The following is a 24,468-nucleotide window of genomic DNA, read 5'->3' as shown; positions in this document are numbered from 1 at the left end:
CGCGGCGGGTACCGGGGTGTCCCGGATGCCGTTGACCAGGGTGGCGATGCCCCAGGACATGCGCTGCTCCGCGGTGCCGGAGACCAGCTGCGCGGCGACGCCGACGAGATGCGGGTGGGTGAGCGCGGACGCTCCGTGGATGGCGCCGGTGAGGGCGTCCCACTCCTCCTGCGCGTGGGTGGACTGATCCCGCAGCGCCTGCTCGGCGGCGGTCGCGGTGGCGTACTGGACGAGCATGTCCACACCCCAGGCCGCTTGGCCCGAGGGCACGCCGCCTTCGTCCAGCAGCCCGAGCAGCGATTCGATCAGGCCGAGGTAGTGCGCGCCGCTGGGACGGGTCACCAGGGCGGAACGGGCCAGCCCCGGGTGGGCGAAGAGCGTGTCGGTGTACGCGGTGAGCAGGCCCTCCAGGCGCTCGCGCCAGTCGCCGTCCTCGGGTACGCGCAGGGTGCCCAGCAACTCGTCGAGGATCGCCGCGTGCAGCTCGGCGGTGTTGGCCACGTAGACGTACAGCGAGGCCGCGCCTGTGTCGAGCTCCTGCGCCAGGCGGCGCATGGTCACCTTCTGCAGCCCCTCGTCGCGCATGATGCCGACCGCGGTGGCCACGATGCCGGCCCGGGAGAGGGCGGGCTTGGCGGGGCGCTCCCGGCGGCTGCGCGGGTGGCCGGTGTCGTTGTCCATGCGGACACCGTAACGAACGCGTTCCTGCCGAACGAAGCCGTGACGTACACGTTCGTGGGAGACGGCGAGCAGTTGCGGACGTGTTCGCGGGGGAGGGCGGCCGGTTGCGAACGCGTTCCTGCCGAACGAAGCCGTGACGTACACGTTCGTGGGAGACGGCGAGCGGTTGCGCACGTGTTCGTGGAGGGCGGTGCCCGGTCGGGGACGTGTTCGTGGGGGCGTCGGCCGGTCGGGGACGCGTTCGCGGCGGGGTGCGATCAGTCGCTCATGCGGTCGCGTGGTCGTGGCGAAGGCCGCCTCATGACGTACGCGTTCGTGACGAACTTGTTCGCGACGAACATGTTCGTTACGGTGTGAGGGAACCTCCGCGAGTCCGCACGTACGAAGGAGATGGCCGCCATGTCCGTAACCACCGGCACCACCGGCACCCCGCCCGCCCCCGCACAACCCTCCGAAGGCGCCACCCCGAGCAGGATCGCCATGTGGCTGATCCTCGGTCTGGTCCTGGTCGCCGACGCCCTCGACATGATCGACTCGACGGTCACCAACATCGCCGCCCCCACCATCGAGCACGACCTCGGCGGCGGTGAGTCCCTGATCAAATGGCTCGGCTCCGCCTACGCCCTGTCCATGGGCGTTCTGCTCGTCATCGGCGGACGCCTCGGTGACAAGTTCGGCCAGCGGCGGCTGTTCCTGATCGGCATGACCGGCTTCACGCTCGCCTCCGCCGTCTGCGGCCTCTCACCCGACCCGGCGCTCATGATCGTCGCCCGCGCGGTGCAGGGCGCCTTCGGTGCCCTGCTCATCCCGCAGGGCATGGCGATCATGACCAAGGCCTTCCCCCGCGACATGTTGCGCAAGGCGTTCAGCCTCTTCGGCCCGCTCCTCGGGGTGGCGACGGTCGGCGGCCCCATCCTGGCCGGATTCGTCATCGACGCGGACATCGCGAACCTGTCCTGGCGACCCGTCTTCCTGGTCAACATCCTGCTCGGCACCGTCGGCGTGGCCATGGCCGCCCGGATGCTGCCCCGTACGGGCCCCGACACCTCCGTCACCGTCGACGGGACCGGCGCCGCGCTGCTGGGCGTGACCATGTTCGGCCTGCTCTACGGCCTGATCGAAGGGTCCGGGAGCGGCTGGGGTCCCGTGCCCGTCGTCAGTCTCGTCGTAGGCGCCGCGTTCTTCGTCCTCTTCGCCCGCCGCCAGAAGACGGCCGCGAACCCGCTGATCAAGCCGTCACTCCTGCAGAACCGCGGCTTCACCTCCGGCCTGATCGTCGGCCTGCTGTACTTCGCCGTCACCAGCGGACTCGTCTACGTCCTGTCGCTGTTCATGCAGCAGGCCCTCCACTCCTCACCCGGCGACACCGCGCTCGGGCTCCTGCCGCTGACCATCGGCATCATCATCTCCGCAGGCGCCGGCATGGCCCTGATCAAGCGCCTCGGACGCACCCTCATCCTCATCGGCATGATCATCACGCTGGCCGGCGGCGGCTGGCTGCTCGCCCTCGTCGTCACCCACGGCACGGACCTGACCCTGTGGACGCTCACCCCGCCCACGCTGGTCACGGGCATGGGCATGGGCGCCTGCTTCGGCACCATCTTCGACATCGCGCTCGGTACCATCGACCCCGACGAGGCGGGCAGCGCCAGCGGCTCCCTCAGCGCCGTCCAGCAGATCGCCGCGGGCATCGGCTCCGCCACCGTCACCACGGTGTACTTCCACAGCGGCGCACCGGCCCACGCGATGACGATCAGCCTCGTCACGGTCCTGGCCGTCACCGCGGCGTGCCTGCCCGCTCTGCTCCTCATGCCCCGCCACGCCCCGGAGGAGCGGCACGACGAGAGCGACGAGCAGGCCGTCCACGTATGACGGACAGCCCGTTCGCGCCCGGGGTGCGGCTCAGGAGAGCGGCCGGTCACGCAGGGCGGTGCCCGCCGTCAGCACCCGGCTGCGCAGGCGCCACCGGGCCGGCTCGGAGAGCCGGAGGCGATCGCCGCCGCAGGGGCCTTCCCCACCGCAGAACGGGGCAGCTTTCTCACCGGTTCCAGCCCGTACGCCGGCGGCGGCCTGAACCAGATCCGAGGGGTGGGGCCGAGTGCCCCGTACGACGGCAGCGGATCCGGCCGCTGCGACCGCGGGCCGCCGGCCGCACCGGACGTCCAGGGCCGGAAGGCCGGCGTCCGGTGCGGCCGGACCGCCTCACCCGCGTCCTTCCGGCAACGCCGGGACATCCGCGGTCCGGCGTGGCACGCTTTCCAGGGTGACCAGCAGAACCGACCCTGCACAGCACCTGAGCGACCTCGCGCGCCTGCGTCGCGTCCGCGACCGCATCGACAGGGAGTACGCGCAGCCGCTGGACGTCGAGGCGCTCGCCCGCGGCGTGCACATGTCGGCCGGGCATCTCAGCCGCGAGTTCCGGCGTGCCTACGGCGAGCCCCCGTACGGCTACCTCATGACCCGCCGCATCGAGCGGGCGATGGCCCTGCTGCGCCGGGGCGACATGAGCGTCACCGAGGTCTGCTTCGAGGTCGGCTGCTCGTCGCTCGGTACGTTCAGCTCCCGCTTCACCGAACTGGTCGGGGTGCCTCCCAGCGTCTACCGGCGCGAGGCGGAACAGGCCGAAGAGGCACAGGTGGCGGGGGTCCCGTCGTGTCTGGAGAAGCAGGTGACACGACCGGTCAGAAATCGAGAAGCACCGGCCGGGAAGCCGGAATAGCGTGAGGGACCTGGCCGTACGACACCGACGGGACCGCGTGCGGTCCCGCCCACAGAGGGAGAGACGATGACCAGGTCCAAGAGCGCGGACACGCCGCCGCCCGCGCCGCACGCGAGCGACAGCCACGACCTGATCCGGGTGCACGGCGCGCGCGTGAACAACCTCAAGGACGTCAGCGTCGACCTTCCGAAGCGCCGGTTGACCGTGTTCACCGGTGTGTCCGGCTCCGGCAAGAGCTCGCTGGTGTTCGGCACGATCGCCGCGGAGTCGCAGCGGCTGATCAACGAGACCTACAGCGCGTTCGTCCAGGGCTTCATGCCCACCCTCGCCCGGCCCGAGGTCGACGTACTCGAGGGGCTGACCACCGCGATCAGCGTCGATCAGCAGCGGATGGGCGCCGACCCCCGCTCCACGGTCGGCACCGCCACCGACGCCAACGCGATGCTGCGCATCCTGTTCAGCCGGCTCGGCAAGCCGCACATCGGCCCGCCCAGCGCGTACTCCTTCAACACCGCGTCGGTGCGGGCGAGCGGCGCGATCACGGTCGAGCGCGGCAACAAGACCAAGGCGGAGAAGGCGACCTTCCAGCGCACCGGCGGCATGTGCACGCGCTGCGAGGGCCGGGGCTCGGTCTCCGACATCGACCTCACCCAGCTCTACGACGACTCCAAGTCGCTCTCCGAGGGGGCGTTCACCATCCCCGGCTGGAGGTCGGACAGCCAGTGGACCGTGCAGGTCTACGCCCAGTCCGGCTTCGTCGACCCGGACAAGCCGATCGCGGCGTACACCAAGAAGGAACTCCAGGCCTTCCTCTACGGGGAGCCGGTGAAGGTCAAGGTCAACGGCGTCAACCTCACGTACGAGGGGCTCATCCCCAAGATCCAGAAGTCGTTCCTGTCCAAGGACAAGGAGGCGATGCAGCCCCACATCCGGGCGTTCGTGGAACGTGCGGTCACCTTCACCACCTGCCCGGAGTGCGACGGTACGCGGCTGAGCGAGGGCGCCCGCTCCTCGAAGATCAAGCGGATCAGCATCGCCGACGCCTGCGCGATGGAGATCCGGGACCTCGCCGAATGGGTGCGCGGCATCGAGGAGCCGTCGGTGGCGCCACTGCTCGACGCGCTCCAGCAGACCCTGGACTCGTTCGTGGAGATCGGCCTCGGCTACCTCTCCCTGGAGCGTCCCGCGGGCACGCTGTCGGGCGGCGAGGCGCAGCGCGTGAAGATGATCCGCCACCTCGGCTCCTCGCTCACCGACGTCACGTACGTCTTCGACGAGCCCACCATCGGCCTGCATCCGCACGACATCAAGCGGATGAACAACCTGCTGCTGCGGCTGCGCGACAAGGGCAACACGGTGCTCGTCGTCGAGCACAAGCCGGAGACGATCGTGATCGCCGACCATGTCGTCGACCTCGGCCCTGGCGCGGGTTCGGGCGGGGGCACCGTCTGCTTCGAGGGCACGGTCGACGGGCTGCGGGAGAGCGACACGATCACCGGCCGCCACTTCGACGACCGCGCCGCGGTCAAGGACACGGTGCGCAAGCCCACCGGCGCGCTGGAGATCCGCGGCGCCACGGCGAACAACCTGCGGAAGGTCGACGTCGACGTCCCGCTCGGGGTCCTCGTGGTCGTCACCGGAGTCGCCGGCTCCGGCAAGAGCTCGCTCGTCCACGGCTCGATTCCGGCGGCCGAGGGCGTCGTGTCGATCGACCAGAGCCCGATCCGCGGTTCGCGGCGCAGCAACCCGGCGACGTACACCGGGCTGCTCGACCCGATCCGCAAGGCGTTCGCCAAGGAGAACGGCGTGAAGCCGGCGCTCTTCAGCGCCAACTCCGAGGGCGCCTGCCCCACCTGCAACGGTGCCGGGGTCATCTACATGGACCTGGCGATGATGGCCGGGGTCGCCAGCCCGTGCGAGGACTGCGAGGGCAAGCGGTTCCAGCCGGCGGTGCTGGAGTACAAGCTCGGGGGGCGGGACATCAGCGAGGTGCTCGCCATGTCGGTCGCCGAGGCGGAGGAGTTCTTCGGCGGGGGCGAGGCGGCCCTGCCGGCCGCGCACCGCATCCTCGACCGCCTCGCGGACGTCGGCCTCGGCTACCTCAGCCTCGGCCAGCCGCTCACCACGCTGTCCGGTGGCGAGCGGCAACGCCTCAAGCTGGCCACGCACATGGGCGACAAGGGCGGGGTCTACGTCCTCGACGAGCCGACCACCGGACTGCACCTCGCCGACGTCGAGCAGCTGCTCGGCCTGCTCGACCGACTCGTCGACTCGGGCAAGTCCGTCATCGTCGTCGAGCACCATCAGGCCGTGATGGCGCACGCCGACTGGATCATCGACCTGGGCCCCGGGGCCGGTCACGACGGCGGCAAGGTCGTCTTCGAGGGCACGCCCGCGGCCCTGGTCGAGGCCCGCTCCACCCTCACGGGCGAGCACTTGGCGGCGTACGTGGGCGGCTGAGGCGCCCGTCGCGGTGAACGGAGGGGTCCGGGGCGGAGGCTCCGGCCCCTCAGAGGCGGCGGCGAGTTCACCGGGTCGGCTGGACCACGGTCGTACGGAAACGGGCAGGTCGTACGGAAACGGGCAGGTCGCACGGAGACACGGCCGCCGGTCGCACCGAAACGGGCCGGGCACGGGGCGGTCGAGCCCCGTGTCCGGCCTGCCGGGTGCGGGCACGGGCGACGCGGACCGTGCCAAGCTGCTCGGCATGTCCGGTCGCGCACTGAGTTTCGGAGCAGGGGCGGAAGCGTACGAACGCTTCCGGCCGGGGTATTCCATGGAGCTCTTCGACAGAGTCATGGCGTACGCGGGGCGGACCGTGCGCACGGCCCTCGAGATCGGCGCCGGGACGGGCAAGGCGACCCGCCTGTTCGCCCGGCAAGGGATCAGCGTCACCGCGACCGAGCCCGACGCGGCCATGCTCGCCGAATTGCGGAAGCACGTGCCGACGGACGTCACGACGGTGCGGGCCGCGTTCGAGGACCTGCGGCCCGGCGAGACGTACGGGCTGGTCTACGCGGCAGCCGCTCTGCACTGGACGGCTCCGGAGGGCAGGTGGCCACGGATGGCGGCGCTGCTGGAGCCCGGTGGGGTGTTCGCCTCGTTCGGCGGGACGGTCCGGCCGGCCGACCCGGCCGTGGAGGAGGCCGTGCGCGCGGCAAGGGCGCCGTTCCTGGAAAGTGATGAGGTTCCGTCCCCGGACGGGACGCCTCCGGAACAGGCCATGCAGTGGCCGGGGACGGAGCTGCGACAGTCCGAGTGGTTCACCGATGTCCAGCAGTCGGTGGTCGAGCGGCACATGGTGATGAGCGCTCGCGATTACGCGGGCCACCTGTCGACGGTCTCCGCCTATCTGGTGCTGCCCGCCTCGCAACGAGAGGAGGTGCTCGACCGGATCACGCGCGCCCTGCCGGAGACGGTCGAGCTCCAGGGGGACGTCACCGTGCACCTCGCGCGCCGGTGCGACGAGCATGACGGGCCGACCCGCGCGTGAGGTGAGGGCCTTGCGGCGGGGCGCCTGCTCCGGAACCGCACCGGAGGCCCCCGGTAGCCTGCGGGCATGGTGAGCATGGACATGGAAACCGACGCGCAACTGGCCGTCGCAGCGGCGCAAGCGGGAGCGGCGGTGGTCCGGGGGATGTACGGGGCCCCACTGCCGCGTACGGAGAAGGGCGGCGGTGACTTCGCGACGGCCGCCGACCTCGCTGCCGAGAAGGCGGTCCTCGACGTGCTGCGCACGGCCCGGCCCGATGACGCCGTGACCGGCGAGGAGAGCGGGGAGACCGGTGCGGGCGGCGCGGAGCGCAGGTGGCTGGTCGATCCGTTGTGCGGCACGCTGAACTACGCCGTGCAGAACATGCTGGTCGCGGTGAACGTCGCCCTGCGGGTGGGTTCCCGCGTCACGGCGGCCGCATCCGCCGACCCGTTCAGCGGCGAGGTGTTCTGGACCGACGGGGCGCGCGCGTTCGTGCGGAAGGGCGGCGTGGACGAGGAGTTGTCGCCGTCGCCCGGCTCCTGCCTGGTCGACGTCAACCTCGACGCACCGTTCCCCAACGCGCCGGACTTCCGGGCCGTCCGCCTCCTCGCCGTCCCCGAGTTCGCCGAGCGGTTCCGGCCGCGCGTCGTCTCCACCACGCTGGCGGTGGCCTGGGTCGCCGCCGGCCGCAGGGCCGCGTACGTCACCGACGGCGACCTGCGCGACAGCGTGCACTTCGCTTCCGGGATCGCGCTGTGCGAAGCCGCCGGCTGTGTGGTGACGGACCTGCGCGGTCTGCCGCCCCACACCGGCCGGGGCGGACTGATCGCGGCGGCCGACCGGGAGACGCACGAGGCGCTGCTGGGGATGGTCGGGGACCAGGCTCCGGCCGGCCGTTGAGCTGTTCGCGGGAGTGACGGGGAAGGGCGGCCACCGTGCCGGGGCCGCCCACCTCGGTAGGGCGGCCACCCTGCCGGGGTGCCGCCCTTCCGCCGTGAACCGGCCTTACGGGGCCGGGACCTCCTTCACGAGTGTCGACGTCCACGGGCAGAAGACGTTGCCCGGCAGGAAGGCGCCGCCCGCTTCGTCGAGGTGGTCCTCGACGTACGGCACTGTCGCGTCGCAGACCTCGATGGCGACGTCGAAGAACTGGACCGTCTGCGGGTCGTAGTGGAAGCTCCACCGCGGGTTGTACGCGGCCGGACGCTTCACGATGCGGCCGACCACGTGCGGCTGCTCCGTGGTGACGCCGTTCACCAGGTCCCTGGCGTGCCGGATGGCGCGCTCCTCGACCAGCTGCACGATGAACGTGCTCCGCGTGATGTCGGTCATCTCGAAGTACGCGGGCGCCACGGCGGCGTCCCGCGCCCCCTCTCGGCTCTGGGCGGCCTGGGTGGCCTGGGCGGGCGGGGCCGCGGTGAAGGCGAGCATGGCCACGGCCGCGAGGCTTGCGGCCTTGGTGACGAGGTGTCGCACGGGAGTCTCCAGGGATGCGGGGAGACCATGATGATCATGGTCCTCTCGTCACGCAAGGTAGTGGAGCGGGTGCGTTGTGCGAGCGCGACGCGCTGTGTGGTCTGCCCTGGAACGCGCCGTGTTCGGCGCATCCGCCACACGATCGTGGGACGCTGAGAAAAGCGGCTCAGCGCCGCCGAATCGTCGATCGACGCTCCCCGGACAGGCTTCAGGAGAAGGGACCCGCGATGACCGCCGCGATGGTCGAGCACCAGCAGGACTCTGAAGGCCGCCCGTGGGACTACCTGCTTCATACCTGGCAGGAACTGGACGTGCCCGAGGGGTGGCGCGCCGAGATCGACGAAGGGCAGATCGTCTTGGTACCGCCGCCGCATGCGCATTACAACGGCATCGCCGCCAAAGTGCAGCGCCGCCTCTACGCGAACCTGCCCGATGAGCTGGAGATCTACCAGACGCTGGGAGTGCACGTGGCTCCCCTCGACAAACTGTACGTCCCCGATCTCGTGGTCATGCCGGCCGAGCTGATCGATGCCGCCGACCCCGAGACCAGCGATCCGGTGGACGCCTCCGAGGCATTGCTCATCGTCGAGATCACGTCGAAGGGCAACGCCCGCGAGGACCGTACGAAGAAGTACCGCGCCTATGCGCGTGCGGGCGTGCCCATGTACCTGCTGATCGACCGGTTCGACACGCGCGGGCCCATGGCCACGCTGTTCACCGAACCCAACGAGGACGGCACGTACAAGCGCTCCGACCCGGTGCCGTTCGGCAAGCCGCTCGTGCTGTCGGCGCCCTTCGACGTCACGCTGTCCACGGACGCCTTTCCGGTCTGAGGCGTACAGCGGTAAAAGGGCGGCACCCGCGGGGTGCCGCCCTTCCGTGGTTTCGTGGTCCGTCAGACCCCCGCGGGTGCCTTCGCGGTGGTGTCCGGGCCCGCGCCGGCCGTCGACGGGCCGACGGCCGCGACCGTGGAAGCGGCCGGTTCCTGGGAGACGTTGAACTCCGCCAGCAGCTCCTTGCCGAAGCCGAAGAAGTACGTGGCGACGAAGCCCGCCAGGTAGCCCACGACCAGGCCGCCCGCATAGATCGCGATCGTCGCGCCCAGGCCGTGGTTGCCGTCCAGCAGCGGGAACAGCGCCCAGCCGGACGGGCCGATCGCGGTGGAACCCACCGCGTCGCCGAGCTGGTTGAAGAACCCCACGAAGGCGCCACCGAACGCACCGCCCACGCACGCCGTGATGAAGGGACGGCCCAGCGGCAGCGAGACGCCGTAGATCAGCGGCTCACCGACGCCCAGGAAGCCCGCGGGCAGGGCCGACTTGATGGTCCTGCGGATCGACTCGTTGCGCGGGAGGCGGACGAAGACCGCGAGTGCCGCGCCGACCTGGCCGGCACCGGCCATGGCGAGGATCGGGAGCAGGACCGTGTATCCCTGCTGCTCGATCAGCGTCGTGTGGATCGGGATCAGCGCCTGGTGCAGCCCCAGCATGACCAGCGGGAGGAAGAAGCCGCCGAGCACGAGACCCGCGCCCGCGCCGCCGTTCGACAGCAGCCAGTCGGCGAACGTGCCGATCGCGGTGGAGACCTCGCCCGCCACGTACATCAGACCGAAGATCGTCACCAGTCCGGAGACCAGGACCGTCAGGGTCGGGGTGACCAGGACGTCCAGCGCCTCCGGCACCCAGCGCCGGCACCACTTCTCCACGTACACCGCGAGCACCGCCGCGCCCAGGGCGCCGAGGACACCGCCCTGGCCGGGGGAGAGCTTCTGGCCGAACGCCTCGATGTTCGCGACGCCCGGGAAGACGATGATGGCCGCGACCGCCCCGCCGAGGATCGGCGTGCCGCCGAACTCCTTGGCCGTGTTGTAGCCGACGAAGACCGCGATCAGCGCCATGAAGCCGGACGCCATCGCCGCGAGGGCCGGGGTCACCGACGTCAGCCAGCCGAGGTTGACCAGCAGGCCGTTGAGGCCCGCGATGATGCCGCAGCCGATCAGGGCCGGGATCAGCGGGACGAAGATGTTGGCGATGCGGCGCAGGAACAGCTTGAACGGCGTGGAGTTCTTCGCCTTCCGGGCCGCCTTCATCTCGGCGCCCTGCGCGGCCAGTTCCTCCGCCGTGAGCGGGGCGGAGGCTTCGGGCGCGGCGGGGGCCGCGGCCCTGCCCTCCTCGACGAGCTTCTCGAACTCCGGGGTGACACGGGCGACCGTACCGGGACCGAGAACGATCTGGTACGTGTCGTCCTCCACCACGCCCATGACGGCGGGCACGGCCTTCAGTGCCTCGTCCTGGACGAGCGAACGGTCGTGCAGACCCAGCCGGAGCCGGGTCATGCAGTGGGCGATGGAGCTGACGTTCGCGGCGCCACCGACGAGCGGAAGGATCGCGGCGGCAGTGGCGCGGTTCTTGTCTTCTGTTGCCATGGTGCGTGGTGCCTTGCTGTGCGGGGGAGCGGAGGTGGTGCGGGGAGGTCAGGTGGTGCGCGGAGCCGCGGCGAGCGCGGCACGGAGGTGACCGTCCGACGCGGACAGCAGGGTGGCGGCGGTGGGGCCGTCGACCCGGCCGAGGATCGTCAGGATGGCGTTCTTCACCTCGCCGTCGGTGGCCGCGAGCGCGGCCTCGATCTCGGAGTCGGAGGCGCCGGTGGCCAGCGAGACGATCCGCCGGGAGCGGGCCCGCAGCTTCTCGTTGGACGCGCGCACGTCGACCATGAGGTTTCCGTACGTCTTGCCGAGCCGGATCATCGTGATCGTCGAGAGCATGTTGAGGACGAGCTTCTGCGCCGTCCCCGCCTTCAGCCGGGTGGAGCCCGTGAGCAGCTCGGGGCCGACGACGACCTCCAGGGGGTGCTCGGCCGCGGCGCCGAGCGCGGAGTCCGCGTTGCAGGACAGGCCGAGGGTCAGGGCGCCCTTGGCGCGGGCGTGCTCGACGGCCCCGATCGCGTACGGCGTACGGCCGGAGGCGGAGATGCCGACCACCGTGTCATCGGCGGTCAGGTCCAGCGCGTCGAGGTCGGCGGCGGCCAGCTCCTTGCTGTCCTCGGCGCCCTCGACGGCGGTGACCATGGCGGACGGACCGCCCGCGATCAGGCCGATCACGTCGGCCGGGTCGGTGTTGAAGGTGGGCGGGCACTCGCTGGCGTCCAGCACGCCGAGCCGGCCCGCGGTGCCCGCGCCCGCGTAGATCAGCCGGCCGCCGCGGGCCATGCGCGCCGCGGTGGCGTCGATCGCGGCGGAGATCTCGGGGAGCCGCTCGGCGACGGCGGCCGGGACGGTCCGGTCCTCGCCGTTCATGATCCTGGCGATCTCCGCGGTGGGCAGCCGGTCGATCTCGGCGAGCTCGGGGCGGAACGCCTCGGTGGTGAGGGTGGCGAGCTGGGCGCGCAGTTCGCCGTATCCGTCGCGGGTGGTGGCGTCGGTGTCGGCTTCGGTGTGGGAGGTCATGGAGAGCGGCTCTGCTTTCTCGAACTCGTACGGTTCTGCGGGTGCGGGCGTTCTCGACGGCGTCGGCGTCGGCGTCGGTGTCAGCGGGTGCGGGGGTTGTGGCGGTGGGCCAGCGCCTCGTAGGAGGCGGCGAGGGCCGGAGCCGCCGTCTCGTACGTCCGCTGTGCGACCCCTATGAACAGGCAGTCGACGACCAGGAGCTGGCTCGTACGGCTCGACATGGCGGCCGGGCGCAGCTCGCTCTCGCGGGCCGTGGACGTGGTCAGCACGTGGTCGGCGTACTGCGTGACCGGCCCGTCGGGGCGTCCGGTGATCGCGACCGTCGTGGCCCCCCGGTCGAAGGCGACCCGCAGGGGCTCGATGACGTCGCCCGTCGAGCCGGAGTGGGTGATCGCGATGGCCACGTCGCCGGAGCGCAGTTGCACGGCGTTGGTCACCGCGAGGTGCGGGTCCATGTGGGAGTGCGCGATCAGGCCGATACGGGACAGCTTCTGGGCCAGGTCCTGGCCGACGAGGGAGGAGGCGCCCACGCCGTAGATGTCGATCCGGCGGGCGGTGGCGGCCGCGGCCACGGCGGCGCCGAGCTGCACGGTGTCGAGGCCGGCGGCGGTGTCGGCGAGGGTCTGCTGCTCGTCGTAGGCCAGCTTGGCGACCACGTCGGCGATCGGGTCGTCGACCGCTATGTCCGCGGTGACGGCGGGCGCCCGGCCGGACTCCTGGTGGGCGGCGAGGCCCGCCAGCGCGAGGCGCAGGTCCCGGTAGCCGGGGTAGCCGAGGAGGCGGGCCGTGCGGACCACGGTCGCCTCGCTGGTGCCGGTGAGCTCGGCGAGACCGGTGACCGTCAGGGCGGCGCAGCCGGCCGGGTCGCCGGCGACGGCCTCGGCGACCCGCTGCATGGAGCGGGTCATGGACGGCGCGAGCGTCCGCACCTTCGCCGCGAGGGCCGCCGGGGCGGGCGGCGAATCGGCGCTGAAACTTTCCTTCAGGTCATGGGTCACTCTTGAAAGATATTTTCAACCCCGGTGTCCGTCAACCCCCCCTTTGCTCCCCGTCCCTCGCGCGAGGAGGGCGGAGCGTCCGGCGCGCAAGGTGGACAATGGCTGCATGGAGCTGAACCCCCAGGAGCAGGCACTGCACAAGGCCCGCGCACTCGTCATGGCCGATCTCGCCGCCGGAGACGTCGCCGAGGCGCAGATCGTCTCGCTGGTCGAGGACGCGGTGACGCACCGCCGCTGGTGGGTCGAACAGTGGCCGGAGGGGGTGGAGTTCGTCGTCGGGCTCGTCGCCCAGGACGTACAGGACGCACTGCTGGAGCGGTACGGCCGCTGGCCGCTGTGCCCCGTCTGCGACTCGGGCGAACCGCACTCCCTGGACGTCGAGCCGGAGCTGGGCACGGACCCGCACTGGGTCTGCACGAAGGCGACGGTCGCCGTGGCCCCGGTCGGTGCGCTCAGCGGGATACTCCGGCGATGACCGTGTACATCGACCCGCCGGACTGGCCGGGCCACGGGCGGTTCTGGTCGCACCTGGTCAGCGACGTGTCCTTCGAGGAACTGCACTCCTTCGCGGCATCCATCGGCTGCCCGCCCCGCGCCTTCGAGCGCGACCACTACGACGTACCGAAAGAGCGGTACGAGGACGCCGTACGGGCGGGGGCCCGGCAGATCGGCTCCAAGGAGCTGGTCCGCCGGATCACCGAGGCCGGCCTGCGCCGCCCCAAGGGCCGGCCCGCAGCCGGCTGAGCGACCCCCGAACCGGCCGGCTCAGGCGGTGGACGAGGGGGCGCACGTCCGGGCGGCGTCGGTCGCCGCTTCCGGCGACACCGCTGCCGGGGCGCCCGCCACCAGCCGGGACGAGGCGGTCCGGCCGCGCTGCAACCGCAGCGAGATGATCACCGTCACCAGCGCCAGCACGGTCATCGCCGCCCCCGCCCACGCGGTGGCCTCGAAGCCGAAGTCCAGATCGATCACCGTGCCGCCCAGCCAGGGCCCGCCCGTGTTGCCCAGGTTGAACGCGGCGGTCGTCGTCGCACCCGCCAGGGTCGGGGCGGCGCCCGCCACATTGAACATCCGCGCGTTCAGCGCCGGAGCCGTATAGAACGCCGAGAGGCCCAGCAGGAACGAGAGCACGATCACGGCGGCCTGGTTCGACGCGAACAGCGCCAGCGCGGCCAGGAACACCGTCGAGGCCGCGATCCCGCTCAGCAGCACACCGAAGAGGTGCGCGTCGGCGACCCGGCCGCCGATCGTCGTACCGACCAGCGCGCCGATCCCGAACAGCGCGAGCACGGTCGGCACCCAGCCCGAGTCCAGACCGGCGACATCCGTCAGCAGCGGGGCCAGATAACTGAACGCGCAGAACACCCCGCCCGCCGCGAGCGCGGTCAGCACGATGGAGAGCCACACCTGCCGGTCGCGGTAGATCCCCAGCTCCCGCTTGAGCTGCGGCTTCTCGTCCGGCAGCGGAATCCGGGGAATCATCGTCGCCACCCCGGCCAGTGCCACGGCCGAGGCCGCACCGACCGCCCAGAACGCCGACCGCCACCCCAGGTTCTCGCCCAGGAAGGCCCCCAGCGGCACCCCCAGCACGTTCGCGATGGAGAGCCCGCCGATCATCACGGCCATCGCGCGGGCCCGGGAGTTCACCGGCACCATCGCGATGGCGACGGCCGCCCCCACGGCCCAGAACCCGGCGCACGCGAGCGCGCTGACCACCCGGGACGCGAAGAGCACCTCGTACGTCGGCGCGAGCGCACCCGCGACCTGGCCGAGGCCGAAGACGGAGATCAGCGCGATGAGTGTGGTCCGGCGCGGCAGCCGGAGCGTGGCCACGGCGAGCAGCGGGGCGCCGACCACCATGCCGATCGCGAAGGCGGATATGAGGAGCCCGGCGCGCGGAATCGACACGTTCATGTCATCGGCGATGGGCGGCAGCAGCCCCGACAGCATGAACTCGCTGGTGCCGAGGGCGAAGACCGAGAGGCCGAGAATGTAGACGGCCAGAGGCATACGGGAGCGGCGGCGGGCGGCAGAGTCGGGCATGACAGGTGCCAACAGCGGAAGGGCCTGGCGCATTCCTTCGCCCGGCGTCTTCGCCCGGCCCTCGCCCCTTACCGCCGCGCGGTCCGGGGCGGGCTCGGGGCGGCGGGCGGGTCCGGGCCCGCCCCCACGGGCCGGGCGTACTGCTCGGACCGTTCAGGCCGTGAGCAGTTCCAGCTCCGTGCTCAGGTTGTGCCGGGCCCGCGCCTCCCACTCGGCCGCCCCGTACGGCGTACGGAACAGCCGCGGCAGCTCCAGAAGCTGCCGCAGCACCGCCGCCCGGCCCTCGCGGAACGCCTCGTCGGGGACGAAGCCGTACTCCTCGCGCACCCGGGCCGCGTACTCCGCGTACTCCTTGGGCGGCGCCGCAAGGATCGCGAGGTCCGCGTCGCACAGGGCCTCGCCGTTCGTGTCGCCGTCGGCCGGGTCGTGCGTGACGGTGAGCCGGACCAGGCGGGCGACCTCGGCGGTGGTCGCGGCGGGCACCCCCGCCTCGGGCAGGGCGCGCTCGGCGAGGACGGCGCTGCGTTCCTCGTTCTCGGAGCGGTCGGGCCGGTAGACCGCGTCGTGGAACCACGCCGCCAGCCGTACCGTGTCCGGGTCCTCGGCATGTCCGGCGAGGGCGTCGACGTGGTCGAGGACCGCCGTCAGGTGGGCGACGGTGTGGTAGCGCCGCTGGGGCTCCGCCCACCGGGCCAGAAGGTTGTCGGCGTACGGCAACGGGTCGGGCCCCTCGCCCCCGCCCCGGGCCGCGACGAGGCAGTCGTGCCAGCGGCCGCGGAGGGAGTCGGCCTGGTCGCCGTCCGGGGCCCGGTCCATGTCGTCCATGGACCGAGCCTAGAGCGTCCGGCATCCTGTGTCCTTCTTCACCGTGAGAGCTGAATGCCAAGTCCGCGCGCGGCCGGGGTGGTTGGCTGATCCCATGGCTGACGAACGTGATCCCGAGCTGCCCGGTCTCCTCCTGCGCACCGAGCGGGACGCCCTGATCCCCTTGCTGCGGGCCGCCGAGGACGGTGACTTCGCCGTGCGCACCGCGTGTCCCGGCTGGACGGTGCGGGACGTGGTCGCGCACTGCGGGTCCGTGCTGAACCGTGTGGTCGAGAGCCGGTTCGGACCGGACGTGTTCGGCCCCGAATCCAACGACCGGGATATCGCGGAACGGGCCGGCTGGTCGCACACGCAGGTGGTGGACGAGCTGGAGCGGGGCATGACGGACGCCGGCCCGGTGATCGCCGCGGCGGGCGGGATTCTGGACGCGGTGGCCCTGGGGGAGTGGGTGCACGCGGGGGACGTGCGCGACGCATGGGGGCTGCCCGGCGCGTACGAGGGCGCCGGCTTCCCGCACGCGCTCGGCCTGCTCGTCCCGCGCGCCCTGCGCCGGAAGGTTCCGCTCCTCGTCGCGGAGCTCACCGACAGCGGGCGGAAAGTGACCCTCGGCGCCGAGCAGGAGGGCCGGGTCCCTGGGCGGTACCGGGGCGACGGCGCGACGCTGATCAGGCTCTGCGCGGGCCGCCCGCTGGTGGGGACGCGGTACACGCTGGAGGGCGTCCGGGAACGGGAGCTCGGCCTGTTCGACTGAGACGCGGGGGCGGGCCGGCCGTGACGGGCGCTACCGTGCGCCCGTGACGAATCTGACGAACCTGCCCGGCAGCGCCCACGGCCCGGACCCGTCGGGTGAGCCGGTCGCGGTCATGGACCTCAACGCGGATCTGGGCGAGGGCTTCGGACGCTGGACGCTCACCGACGACCAGGCGCTCCTCGCGTGTGTGACCAGCGCCAATGTGGCGTGCGGCTTCCACGCGGGGGACGCATCGGTGATGCGGAGGGTCTGCGACGCGGCGGCCGCCCGGGGCGTACGGATCGGCGCGCAGGTCTCGTACCGCGATCTGGCGGGCTTCGGGCGTCGCGCGATGGACGTGCCTGCCGCCGAGCTGGCCGCCGAAGTCGCGTACCAGATCGGTGCGTTGAGGGTGTTCGCGGAAGCGGCCGGTGCGTCGGTCGCATACGTCAAACCGCACGGCGCCCTGTACAACCGCACCGTCCGGGACGACGAGCAGGCCGCCGCCGTGATCGAGGGGGTCCGGATCGCGGGCGGGGGCATGGCCGTCCTCGGGTTGCCCGGATCCCGGCTGCTCGTACGGGCCGGGGAGGCCGGCCTGACCGCCGTCGAGGAGGCCTTCGCCGACCGCGCGTACACCCCGCAGGGGACGCTGGTGCCGCGCGGGGAGCCGGGCGCGGTGGTGCACGACGCGGACGAGGTCGTGCGGCGCGGTGTGGGCTTCGCCGTGGACCGGAGCGTGACCGGGGCCGACGGGCGCCGGATATCCGTCGTCGCCCGTTCCCTGTGCGTCCACGGGGACACCCCGGGGGCTGCCGCACTCGCCCGGCGGGTGCGTGCGGCGCTGGAAGAGGCGGGCGTCGCGGTGCGGGCGTTCGCGTGAGTACGAAGCGCGGTACCGACACGCCGGCCGCCGAGTCCCCGGCGACCGCCGCGCGCCCCGCCGGGCCGTCGCTCGTCGTGCTGCCCGCCGGGCCTCGGGCGCTGCTCGTCGAACTGAACGGCCGGCAGGACACGGAGGCGTTCCACGCGGAGGTGCTGCGGCGCCGCACGGCGGGCCGACTGCCCGGCGTACGCGACATCGTGCCCGGCGAGCGGACGGTGCTGCTCGACGGCATCGCACGGGACGCCGCCGCGCTCGCCCGGGAGCTGGTGTCCTGGCACATACCGGAGCCGCTCCCCGACCCGGCCGCGGCGGTGGAACTCCCCGTCGTGTACGACGGCCCGGACCTGGCCGATGTAGCCGACGCCTGGGGAGTGGCCGCCGCCGACGTGCCCCGCATCCACGCCGGAACCGAATTCAGGGTCGCCTTCTGCGGGTTCGCCCCCGGCTTCGGCTACCTGACCGGCCTCCCGGACCACCTCCACCTGCCGCGCCGGGCGACACCGCGCACCCGGGTCCCGGCGGGGGCGGTCGCGCTGGCCGGCCCGTACACCGGGGTGTACCCGCGCCCGTCCCCCGGCGGATGGCAGCTCATCGGCCGGATGCCCGACCCCGGCCCGCTGTGGGACCCGCACCGCGAACCGGCCGCACTGCTGGGCCCGGGTGTGCGGGTGCGGTTCGTGGAGGCGGCACGGTGACGGGTGTGCTTCGTGGAGACGGCGCGATGACCGACCCGGCTCATCGGGCTGACGGGACGGCGGCGTCCTTCGAGGTGGTCCGCGCCGGGGCCCTGACCACCGTGCAGGACGAGGGGCGCGCCGGACTCGCCCACCTGGGCGTCGGACGGACGGGCGCCCTCGACGCAGCCGCCGCCGCGCTCGCCAACCGGCTGGCCGGCAACCCGGTCTCCGCGGCCGTCCTGGAGACGACCGCCACCGGCTGCGCCGTCCGCCCGGACCATGCGGTGCGCGTGGTCGTCGGCGGTGCGCCGTGCCGGGTGACGGTGGACGGGCGGCCGGTGGCGTGGGGCGCCGCGGTGTACGTGCCTGCGGGCGCGGTGCTCGACGCGGGGCCCGCGGTGCACGGGCTCCGCAGCTACCTGGCGTTCGCGGGCGGCGTGGCGCCGGATCCGGTGCTCGGGAGCCGGTCCGCCGACCTCCTCTCCGGGGTGGGCCCGCCGCCCCTGCGCGACGGGGACGTGTTGCCCCTGGGCCCGCGTCGGCCGGCCGGAGCCCCCGTCGCCGACGCGGTGCCGTGGCCGGGCGCGCCCGCCGTGCTCGTCCTGCCGGTCCACCTCGGCCCCCGCCACACCTGGTTCACGGTCGCCGCACTCCGTACGTTCACGACGGAGCCGTACCGCGTCTCCGCGCAGAGCAACCGCATCGGCCTGCGCACCGAGGGGCCACCGCTGGAGCGGGCCCGTGCCGGTGAACTGCCCAGCGAGGGCATGGTGCTCGGAGCCGTCCAGGTCCCACCGGACGGGCGCCCGGTGGTGTTTCTCAACGACCATCCGACGACGGGCGGTTACCCGGTGGTGGGGGTCGTGCCCGAACACGCGCTGGCCGCGGCTGCTCAGGCGGGCCCGGGGACGGTGGTGCGGTTCGTCCGGGCGGCCGGCTGACCGGGCGCCGCCGTCACGACGTGGAGGGCAGCCCGAAGTGGTCGGCGATGATCCGCATCGTCACAGCGCCGTCGGCGTTGAAGCCGGGATCGGCGTCGTACGCGGGGGTCTCCCGGCCGACGATTCCGGCGTCCAGCAGTTCGCGTACCAGCAGGTCTCCGTGACGCTGCGTCTCCCGGCCCCCGCCGACGTTGAAGTACGTCCGCTCGAATCCGCCGCGGCTGTTCACGAACTGGAAGGGGTGGTCCTCGCAGTGCTGAACGCTGTAGTTCCGCCCGTTCGGGCAGGAGCACGCGGGGGTGCCCGCCAGGAACACCGTCTCGACCCGGTCCGGCCCGCCGAAGCGCTCGTCGTAGCGGAATCCGGTGAGGAAGCCCGCCAGCTGGGACACCTCACCGCCGCGCACGGCCGCCGCGTCCCACGTGACCCAGGCCCAGCCGCCCGACTCGCCCTGCGTACGGGCGGGATACCCCGCCTCCGCGCACACGGCGGCCAGCTCGGTCACATCGATGCCACGGGCGTGCACGGCGTACGTCCCGGGGGCGACGACCGGGCCCTTCTCACCCACCGCACGCACCGGCTCCGTGGCGACGGGCGACGCGACGAGCGGCGACGGGGCGAGCGGCAGGACGGCCAGCGGCGGGGAGGGCAGGGCGAAGGCGTCGGCGATCGTCCGCACCAGCCGTATCTCGTCCACGTCCTCGTGCTCGTAGCAGTCGTGCGCGCCGTCCTTCCACACCTGGCACTCGGCCGCAGGGCCGGTCAAGCCCGCCGCGAACAGCTCCGCCGACAGGTAGTCCGGGTTGTCGCCCACCCGCTGCTGCCGGAAGTCCTCGAAGCTGAAGAAGAGCGTCGTGCGCCCGTCGCGGTAGTACGCGAGGTGCGGGCCGTGCGCCTTCGCGCTGCACGGCTCGGTCACGAAGACGACCACCTCCGCCCCCTGCGGGCAGAGCCGTCCGTAGTCGACCTCTCCGCAGTCGGCGTCCTCCTCGTCGATCATGTCGTGCACGGCCCACGCCCAGCCGTCCGCCTCGCCCTGGGCGAGCGGCTCGCGGTTCTGCTCGCGCAGCCCTGCGAAGAAGGCTTCGGCGGGCAGGCCCCGGGCGAACGCGAGGTTCACCTCATGACCGGGGAACGTGTCGTGCAGCCATGTCGTCATGGATCCGAGGGTAGGCGCTGCCACTGACAACGCCGCTGCCCACCGGCCCTGTTCGCCGCACCTCCGGCCCGGCGGAAATCGCACGACAGGGCCGCGCGGCCTCTGGAAGGCTGGCTGCCCATACATCCCGTACGGCGACTGGACAGGTGGACGATGGCTTTCGTGTTGGAGGGACCGGTTCTGGAGGGGGACCGGGTACGCCTGGAGCCGTTGGGGCGCCACCACGCGGAGGGGCTGTTCCGCGCCGCCGAGGAGAACCGCGACTCGTACGGATTCACCTGGGTGCCCGGCCCGGAGGGAGCCGAGGAGTACGTCGACACCCAACTGGCCCGCGCCGCCACCGGAAGGCTCGCGCCGTACGCGCAGATCGACCGGGCCACCGGGCGGGTGGCCGGCGCCACGTCCTACTGGGATCCGCGCTTCTGGATGGGCGAGGACACGCTGAGCGCGATCGAGATCGGGTACACCTGGCTCGCCGCGTCCGCTCAGGGCACGGGCATCAACGCCGAGGCCAAGTACCTGCTGTTCCGGCATGCGTTCGAGGTCTGGGGGGTGGGCCGGGTCGATCTGAAGACCGACGCCCGCAACAGCCGCTCCCGGGCCGCCATCGAGGCGGTCGGCGCGAGCTTCGAGGGCGTTCTGCGCAACTGGTCCCCGTCCGCCGTGCCGGGAGAGGAGGGGCGGTTCCGCGACTCGGCGATCTACTCGGTCACGGCCGAGGAGTGGCCCGAGCGGCGCGCCCGCCTCGAACAGCGCCTCGCGCGCTACGCCGGTGACCGGAGCGGGTCCCCCTCGGGAGGCTGAGTCGCACGACAGGGCCGGGCCCGGCTCCCCGGGAGGAAGCGGGCCGGGCCGTCGGCGTGCGGACGGATGCGCACTACACCCCGGCCCGGAACCCCCGCAGCCGCAGCGAGTTGCCGACCACGAACACCGAGGAGGACGCCATCGCGGCCCCCGCGATCATCGGGTTCAGCAGCCCCATCGCGGCCAGCGGCAGCGCCGCCACGTTGTAGGCGAAGGCCCAGAACAGGTTCGTACGGATGGTGCCGAGTGTCTTCCGGGACAGCCGGATGGCGTCCGCGGCGGCCCGCAGGTCCCCGCGCACCAGGGTCAGGTCGCCGGCCTCGATCGCCGCGTCCGTGCCCGTGCCCATGGCGAGTCCCAGATCCGCCTGGGCGAGGGCGGCCGCGTCGTTGACCCCGTCACCGACCATCGCGACCGAACGGCCCTCGCCCTGGAGGCGCTTGACGACGTCGACCTTGTCCTGCGGCATGACCTCGGCGTACACCTCCTCGATGCCGACCTCGGCGGCAACCGATTGCGCCACCGCCCGGTTGTCGCCGGTCAGCAGGATCGGGGTCAGACCGAGGGCACGCAGCCGCCCGATCGCCTCCGCGCTGGTGTCCTTCACCGCGTCGGCCACCTCCAGGACCGCCCGCGCCTCACCGTCCCAGGCGACTGCGATCGCGGTACGGCCCGCGGCCTCCGCCTCGGCCTTGTGACGCGCCAGCTCCACGGGCAGGTCGATCGCCCACTCGGCCAGCAGCGCCTCGCGGCCCACCAGCACCGCGTGTCCTTCGACGACGCCCTGGACGCCGAGTCCGGGGACGTTGGCGAAGTCCTCGGGGGTGGGCAGCGCGGCTCCGGTGCGCTGGGCGGCTGCGGTGGCGACGGCTTGGGCGATGGGGTGTTCGGAGGCGTGTTCCAGGGCTCCGGCGAGGCGCAGGACGTCGGTTTCGGTGACGGCGTCCGTCGTATGGACGGTCTGGAGGGTCATCTTGCCGGTCGTGACGGTGCCGGTCTTGTCGAGGACGATCGTGTCGATGCGACGCGTCGTCTCCAGGACCTCGGGGCCCTTGATGAGGATGCCGAGCTGGGCGCCGCGTCCCGTACCGACCATGAGGGCGGTCGGGGTGGCGAGGCCGAGGGCGCAGGGGCACGCGATGATCAGTACGGCGACGGCGGCCGTGAACGCGGCCGTCAGGCCCTCGCCGCTGCCCAGCCAGTAGCCGAGCGTGCCGAGTGCGAGCGCGATGACGACGGGGACGAACACCGCCGAGATCCGGTCGGCCAGTCGCTGGGCCGCCGCCTTGCCGTTCTGCGCGTCCTCGACCAGCTTCGCCATCCGGGCCAGCTGGGTGTCGGCGCCGACGCGGGTGGCCTCGACGACGAGCCGGCCGCCCGCGTTCAGCGTCGCCCCGGTCACCGCGTCGCCGACCGCGACCTCGACGGGGACGGACTCACCGGTGAGCATGGACGCGTCCACCGCCGAACTGCCCTCCACCACGGTGCCGTCCGTGGCGATCTTCTCGCCCGGGCGGACGAGGAAGCGGTCCCCGACCCGGAGGCCGGCCGTGGCCAGGATGACCTCGCGGCCGTCGCGCAGGACGGTGACCTCCTTCGCGCCCAGTTCGAGCAGCGCCTTCAGCGCGGCGCCCGCCTTCCTCTTGGAGCGGGCCTCGAAGTAGCGCCCGGCCAGGATGAACGCGGTGACTCCGGCGGCCGCCTCGAGGTAGATGTTCCCGGCGCCGTCGGTGCGGCCGATGGTCAGCTCGAAGGGGTGCGTCATGCCGGTCATCCCGGCAGTGCCGAAGAACAGGGCCCACACCGACCAGAGGAAGGCGGCCGAGGTGCCGACCGAGATGAGCGTGTCCATGGTGGCCGCGCCGTGCCGGGCGTTGGTCCACGCCGCGCGGTGGAAGGGCCAGGCGGCGTACGTGACGACGGGGGCGGTGAGGGTGAGGGAGAGCCACTGCCAGTTGTCGAACTGGAGCGCCGGGATCATCGCCATCGCGATCACCGGCACCGCGAGCACGACCGCGGTGGTCAGCCGCTGCCGCAACGGCCGCAGCCCGTCCGCCTCCTCCGTCGCGGCGGCGTCCCCGGTGTGCGCCGGGGGAGCGGGCTCGTGCGCGGTGTAGCCGGTCTTCTCGACCGTGGCGATCAGGTCCTGTACGGAGACGTCCTCGCTCCGGTAGCTGACCCTGGCCTTCTCGGTGGCGTAGTTGACGGTCGCCTCGACCCCGTCCATCCGGTTGAGCTTCTTCTCGATACGGGCCGCGCACGAGGCGCAGGTCATGCCGCCGATGGCGAGCTCGACCTCCGCGGCGAGGCCGTTACCGATGGCGGCGCCGGTGGTGGCTGCCGCAGTCTGCGCGGACACGGGCACTCCTTCGATCGGTATTTATACCCCAGGGGGGTATGCCTGATGACTCAGGTATACCCCCTCCCCCTATCGAACGCAAGAGTGATCCACCCCGGCGGCGCGCACCGCGGGCCGCTGGTCGCCTGCCGCGCGTGCGGCCTCGCGTATGTTCACGTTCACGGTGAGGCTGCGCCTCCGGCCTACTGCCCCGTAGGCTGGCATTGGACTAGACCTATAGATGGTTTCTGGAGGATTGGGTTCCCATGAGCAACCGTGCAGTCCTGGAGGTGATCGCTCTCGACGCGGAGGACGCGGTCGCGGCCCAGGCGGGTGGTGCGGACCGGCTTGAGCTGGTCACCGACATGGCGGCGGACGGCCTCACCCCGTCCTGTGCGACGTTCGCGGCGATCCGCGCGGCGGTGGACATCCCGCTGCGGGTGATGCTCAGAGTGGCGGACGGCTTCGCAGCCGGCGACGTCGGCGTACTCGTGCGCAAGGCGCGTGAACTGAGAGCCGAGGGGGCGGACGAGTTCGTGCTCGGCTTCCTGGACCAGGACGGCCACCCCGACCTCGTCGCGGTCGAGCGGATCGTCGCCGAGCTGGAGGGCTGCGACTGGACGTTCCACCGCGCGATCGACCGCGCCACCGACCGGGACGCGCTGCGCAAGGCCCTCGCCGACCTGCCGGGCCTGGACACCTACCTCACCGCGGGTTCGGCCGCCGGAGTGGACGACGGCATCCCCACGCTGATCGTCGAGGCGGCGCGCAAGGGCGAGCCCGGCTACGAGCCGCAGATCCTCGTCGGCGGCGGTCTGCGGCTGGACCATGTGCCGGAACTGCTGGCCGCGGGCATCGACGCCTTCCACATCGGCGGAGCCGCCCGGCCGGACGGCTGGGCGGGGCCGGTGGACGTGGCCGCGGTCAGGGAGTGGCGCGACGTGCTCGACGCGTAGGGCGGTCGCGCCAGGCGTGGGAGCGGGGGCGGGGGCGAGGTGCCGGACACGGCGCCCCGTCCCCGCCCTGTTGTGAGGGCTCCGGCCCCGCCCGTTGCGCGAGGGCCCCGCCGCGCCCTCCGCGAGGTCTTCGCGCGCCTTCCGCGGGGGCGGACCGTCAGGCTGGTGCTGTCATGACCCTGGCGCAACAAACGCCCCGGGATCCACAATGGCGCCACGGCGGTGTGGGAACGCTCCCACGGTGCCTCCCCGGCGTCCTTCCCTGCTCATGGGAGCGTTCCCACCGCTCATCCGTCGTGTGTCGCACCACCGTCA

At 72.5% G+C, this 24,468-nt stretch carries 23 protein-coding genes; 14 read left to right on the top strand and 9 right to left on the bottom strand.

Features of this window, described 5'->3' with window-relative positions; translation table 11 throughout:
- The coding region (locus E6R60_RS35165; RefSeq protein WP_136330788.1) for a TetR/AcrR family transcriptional regulator at positions 1 to 681 on the bottom strand (681 nt) is incomplete at its 3' end.
- A 399-nt stretch (positions 682 to 1,080) separates the two neighbouring features.
- Between E6R60_RS35165 and E6R60_RS35160 the strand changes: the two genes are divergently transcribed.
- The 5 genes from E6R60_RS35160 to E6R60_RS35140 all read left to right on the top strand — a co-directional run bounded on the left by E6R60_RS35160 (position 1,081) and on the right by E6R60_RS35140 (position 7,775).
- Positions 1,081 to 2,553 carry an MFS transporter gene (locus tag E6R60_RS35160; protein WP_240802809.1) on the top strand — a complete coding sequence of 491 codons (1,473 nt, stop codon included), beginning with the start codon at positions 1,081 to 1,083 and terminating at the stop codon, positions 2,551 to 2,553.
- Positions 2,554 to 2,944: 391 nt separating this feature from the next.
- Complete coding sequence (locus E6R60_RS35155; RefSeq protein ID WP_136330786.1) at positions 2,945 to 3,400, top strand: helix-turn-helix transcriptional regulator; 456 nt, start codon at positions 2,945 to 2,947, stop codon at positions 3,398 to 3,400.
- Positions 3,401 to 3,466: 66 nt separating this feature from the next.
- Positions 3,467 to 5,860: an excinuclease ABC subunit UvrA gene (locus tag E6R60_RS35150; RefSeq protein ID WP_136330785.1), complete on the top strand. Its 2,394-nt coding sequence runs from the start codon at positions 3,467 to 3,469 to the stop codon at positions 5,858 to 5,860.
- 247 nt (positions 5,861 to 6,107) lie between these two features.
- Complete coding sequence (locus E6R60_RS35145; protein WP_136330784.1) at positions 6,108 to 6,893, top strand: class I SAM-dependent methyltransferase; 786 nt, start codon at positions 6,108 to 6,110, stop codon at positions 6,891 to 6,893.
- 66 nt (positions 6,894 to 6,959) lie between these two features.
- Positions 6,960 to 7,775, top strand: a complete 816-nt coding sequence (locus E6R60_RS35140) for an inositol monophosphatase family protein (protein ID WP_136330783.1) — start codon at positions 6,960 to 6,962, stop codon at positions 7,773 to 7,775.
- Between the two features lie 105 nt (positions 7,776 to 7,880).
- Here E6R60_RS35140 and E6R60_RS35135 read toward each other — a convergent pair whose 3' ends face one another.
- Positions 7,881 to 8,351, bottom strand: coding sequence for a calmodulin-binding protein (locus E6R60_RS35135; RefSeq protein ID WP_136330782.1), 471 nt, complete (start codon positions 8,349 to 8,351; stop codon positions 7,881 to 7,883).
- A gap of 227 nt (positions 8,352 to 8,578) precedes the next feature.
- On the opposite strand from E6R60_RS35135, the gene E6R60_RS35130 reads away from it, so the two are divergent.
- Complete coding sequence (locus tag E6R60_RS35130) at positions 8,579 to 9,184, top strand: Uma2 family endonuclease (RefSeq protein WP_136330781.1); 606 nt, start codon at positions 8,579 to 8,581, stop codon at positions 9,182 to 9,184.
- A gap of 62 nt (positions 9,185 to 9,246) precedes the next feature.
- Here the strand turns inward: E6R60_RS35130 and E6R60_RS35125 are convergent, their stop codons facing one another.
- From E6R60_RS35125 to E6R60_RS35115, 3 genes are all read right to left on the bottom strand, one after another.
- Complete coding sequence (locus E6R60_RS35125; protein WP_136330780.1) at positions 9,247 to 10,776, bottom strand: PTS transporter subunit EIIC; 1,530 nt, start codon at positions 10,774 to 10,776, stop codon at positions 9,247 to 9,249.
- 48 nt (positions 10,777 to 10,824) lie between these two features.
- Positions 10,825 to 11,796 (bottom strand): N-acetylmuramic acid 6-phosphate etherase, encoded by a 972-nt coding sequence (gene murQ, locus E6R60_RS35120; protein ID WP_136330779.1) that lies wholly within the window; start codon positions 11,794 to 11,796, stop codon positions 10,825 to 10,827.
- A gap of 80 nt (positions 11,797 to 11,876) precedes the next feature.
- Positions 11,877 to 12,794: a MurR/RpiR family transcriptional regulator gene (locus tag E6R60_RS35115; protein ID WP_136330778.1), complete on the bottom strand. Its 918-nt coding sequence runs from the start codon at positions 12,792 to 12,794 to the stop codon at positions 11,877 to 11,879.
- A gap of 106 nt (positions 12,795 to 12,900) precedes the next feature.
- Between E6R60_RS35115 and E6R60_RS35110 the strand changes: the two genes are divergently transcribed.
- Together E6R60_RS35110 and E6R60_RS35105 are read left to right on the top strand one after the other, a co-directional pair.
- A complete protein-coding gene (locus E6R60_RS35110; protein WP_136330777.1) occupies positions 12,901 to 13,269 on the top strand; it encodes a hypothetical protein in 369 nt (122 codons plus the stop codon).
- Complete coding sequence (locus E6R60_RS35105) at positions 13,266 to 13,538, top strand: DUF4031 domain-containing protein (RefSeq protein WP_136330776.1); 273 nt, start codon at positions 13,266 to 13,268, stop codon at positions 13,536 to 13,538. Before E6R60_RS35110 ends, E6R60_RS35105 begins: the two co-directional genes overlap by 4 nt.
- Positions 13,539 to 13,559: 21 nt before the next feature.
- On the opposite strand, the gene E6R60_RS35100 is transcribed toward E6R60_RS35105, so the two are convergent.
- Both E6R60_RS35100 and E6R60_RS35095 read right to left on the bottom strand, forming a co-directional pair.
- A complete protein-coding gene (locus E6R60_RS35100; protein ID WP_136330794.1) occupies positions 13,560 to 14,804 on the bottom strand; it encodes a Cmx/CmrA family chloramphenicol efflux MFS transporter in 1,245 nt (414 codons plus the stop codon).
- A gap of 186 nt (positions 14,805 to 14,990) precedes the next feature.
- On the bottom strand, positions 14,991 to 15,662 hold the full coding sequence (locus tag E6R60_RS35095; protein WP_240802808.1) for a hypothetical protein: 672 nt from the start codon (positions 15,660 to 15,662) through the stop codon (positions 14,991 to 14,993).
- A gap of 94 nt (positions 15,663 to 15,756) precedes the next feature.
- Here E6R60_RS35095 and E6R60_RS35090 point away from each other — a divergent pair, with 94 nt between their 5' ends.
- The 4 genes from E6R60_RS35090 to E6R60_RS35075 all read left to right on the top strand — a co-directional run bounded on the left by E6R60_RS35090 (position 15,757) and on the right by E6R60_RS35075 (position 18,896).
- Positions 15,757 to 16,413 carry a maleylpyruvate isomerase family mycothiol-dependent enzyme gene (locus E6R60_RS35090; protein ID WP_136330775.1) on the top strand — a complete coding sequence of 219 codons (657 nt, stop codon included), beginning with the start codon at positions 15,757 to 15,759 and terminating at the stop codon, positions 16,411 to 16,413.
- Positions 16,414 to 16,525: 112 nt separating this feature from the next.
- Positions 16,526 to 17,275: a 5-oxoprolinase subunit PxpA gene (locus E6R60_RS35085; RefSeq protein WP_136330792.1), complete on the top strand. Its 750-nt coding sequence runs from the start codon at positions 16,526 to 16,528 to the stop codon at positions 17,273 to 17,275.
- Between the two features lie 77 nt (positions 17,276 to 17,352).
- Complete coding sequence (locus E6R60_RS35080) at positions 17,353 to 17,973, top strand: allophanate hydrolase subunit 1 (RefSeq protein ID WP_136330791.1); 621 nt, start codon at positions 17,353 to 17,355, stop codon at positions 17,971 to 17,973.
- 26 nt (positions 17,974 to 17,999) lie between these two features.
- Positions 18,000 to 18,896, top strand: coding sequence for a biotin-dependent carboxyltransferase family protein (locus tag E6R60_RS35075; protein WP_136330774.1), 897 nt, complete (start codon positions 18,000 to 18,002; stop codon positions 18,894 to 18,896).
- A 13-nt stretch (positions 18,897 to 18,909) separates the two neighbouring features.
- Here E6R60_RS35075 and E6R60_RS37675 read toward each other — a convergent pair whose 3' ends face one another.
- Positions 18,910 to 20,055 carry a hypothetical protein gene (locus tag E6R60_RS37675; RefSeq protein ID WP_240802807.1) on the bottom strand — a complete coding sequence of 382 codons (1,146 nt, stop codon included), beginning with the start codon at positions 20,053 to 20,055 and terminating at the stop codon, positions 18,910 to 18,912.
- Between the two features lie 153 nt (positions 20,056 to 20,208).
- On the opposite strand from E6R60_RS37675, the gene E6R60_RS35060 reads away from it, so the two are divergent.
- Positions 20,209 to 20,859 (top strand): GNAT family protein, encoded by a 651-nt coding sequence (locus E6R60_RS35060; protein ID WP_136330773.1) that lies wholly within the window; start codon positions 20,209 to 20,211, stop codon positions 20,857 to 20,859.
- 73 nt (positions 20,860 to 20,932) lie between these two features.
- Here E6R60_RS35060 and E6R60_RS35055 read toward each other — a convergent pair whose 3' ends face one another.
- On the bottom strand, positions 20,933 to 23,179 hold the full coding sequence (locus E6R60_RS35055) for a heavy metal translocating P-type ATPase (protein ID WP_136330789.1): 2,247 nt from the start codon (positions 23,177 to 23,179) through the stop codon (positions 20,933 to 20,935).
- A 284-nt stretch (positions 23,180 to 23,463) separates the two neighbouring features.
- Between E6R60_RS35055 and E6R60_RS35050 the strand changes: the two genes are divergently transcribed.
- Positions 23,464 to 24,153, top strand: a complete 690-nt coding sequence (locus tag E6R60_RS35050; RefSeq protein ID WP_136330772.1) for a copper homeostasis protein CutC — start codon at positions 23,464 to 23,466, stop codon at positions 24,151 to 24,153.
- Positions 24,154 to 24,468: the final 315 nt, after the last annotated feature.

The organism is Streptomyces sp. A0642 (genome assembly GCF_004795105.1).
Classification (GTDB): Bacteria; Actinomycetota; Actinomycetes; order Streptomycetales; family Streptomycetaceae; genus Streptomyces.
This window is presented reverse-complemented; position numbering and strand designations above follow the sequence as displayed.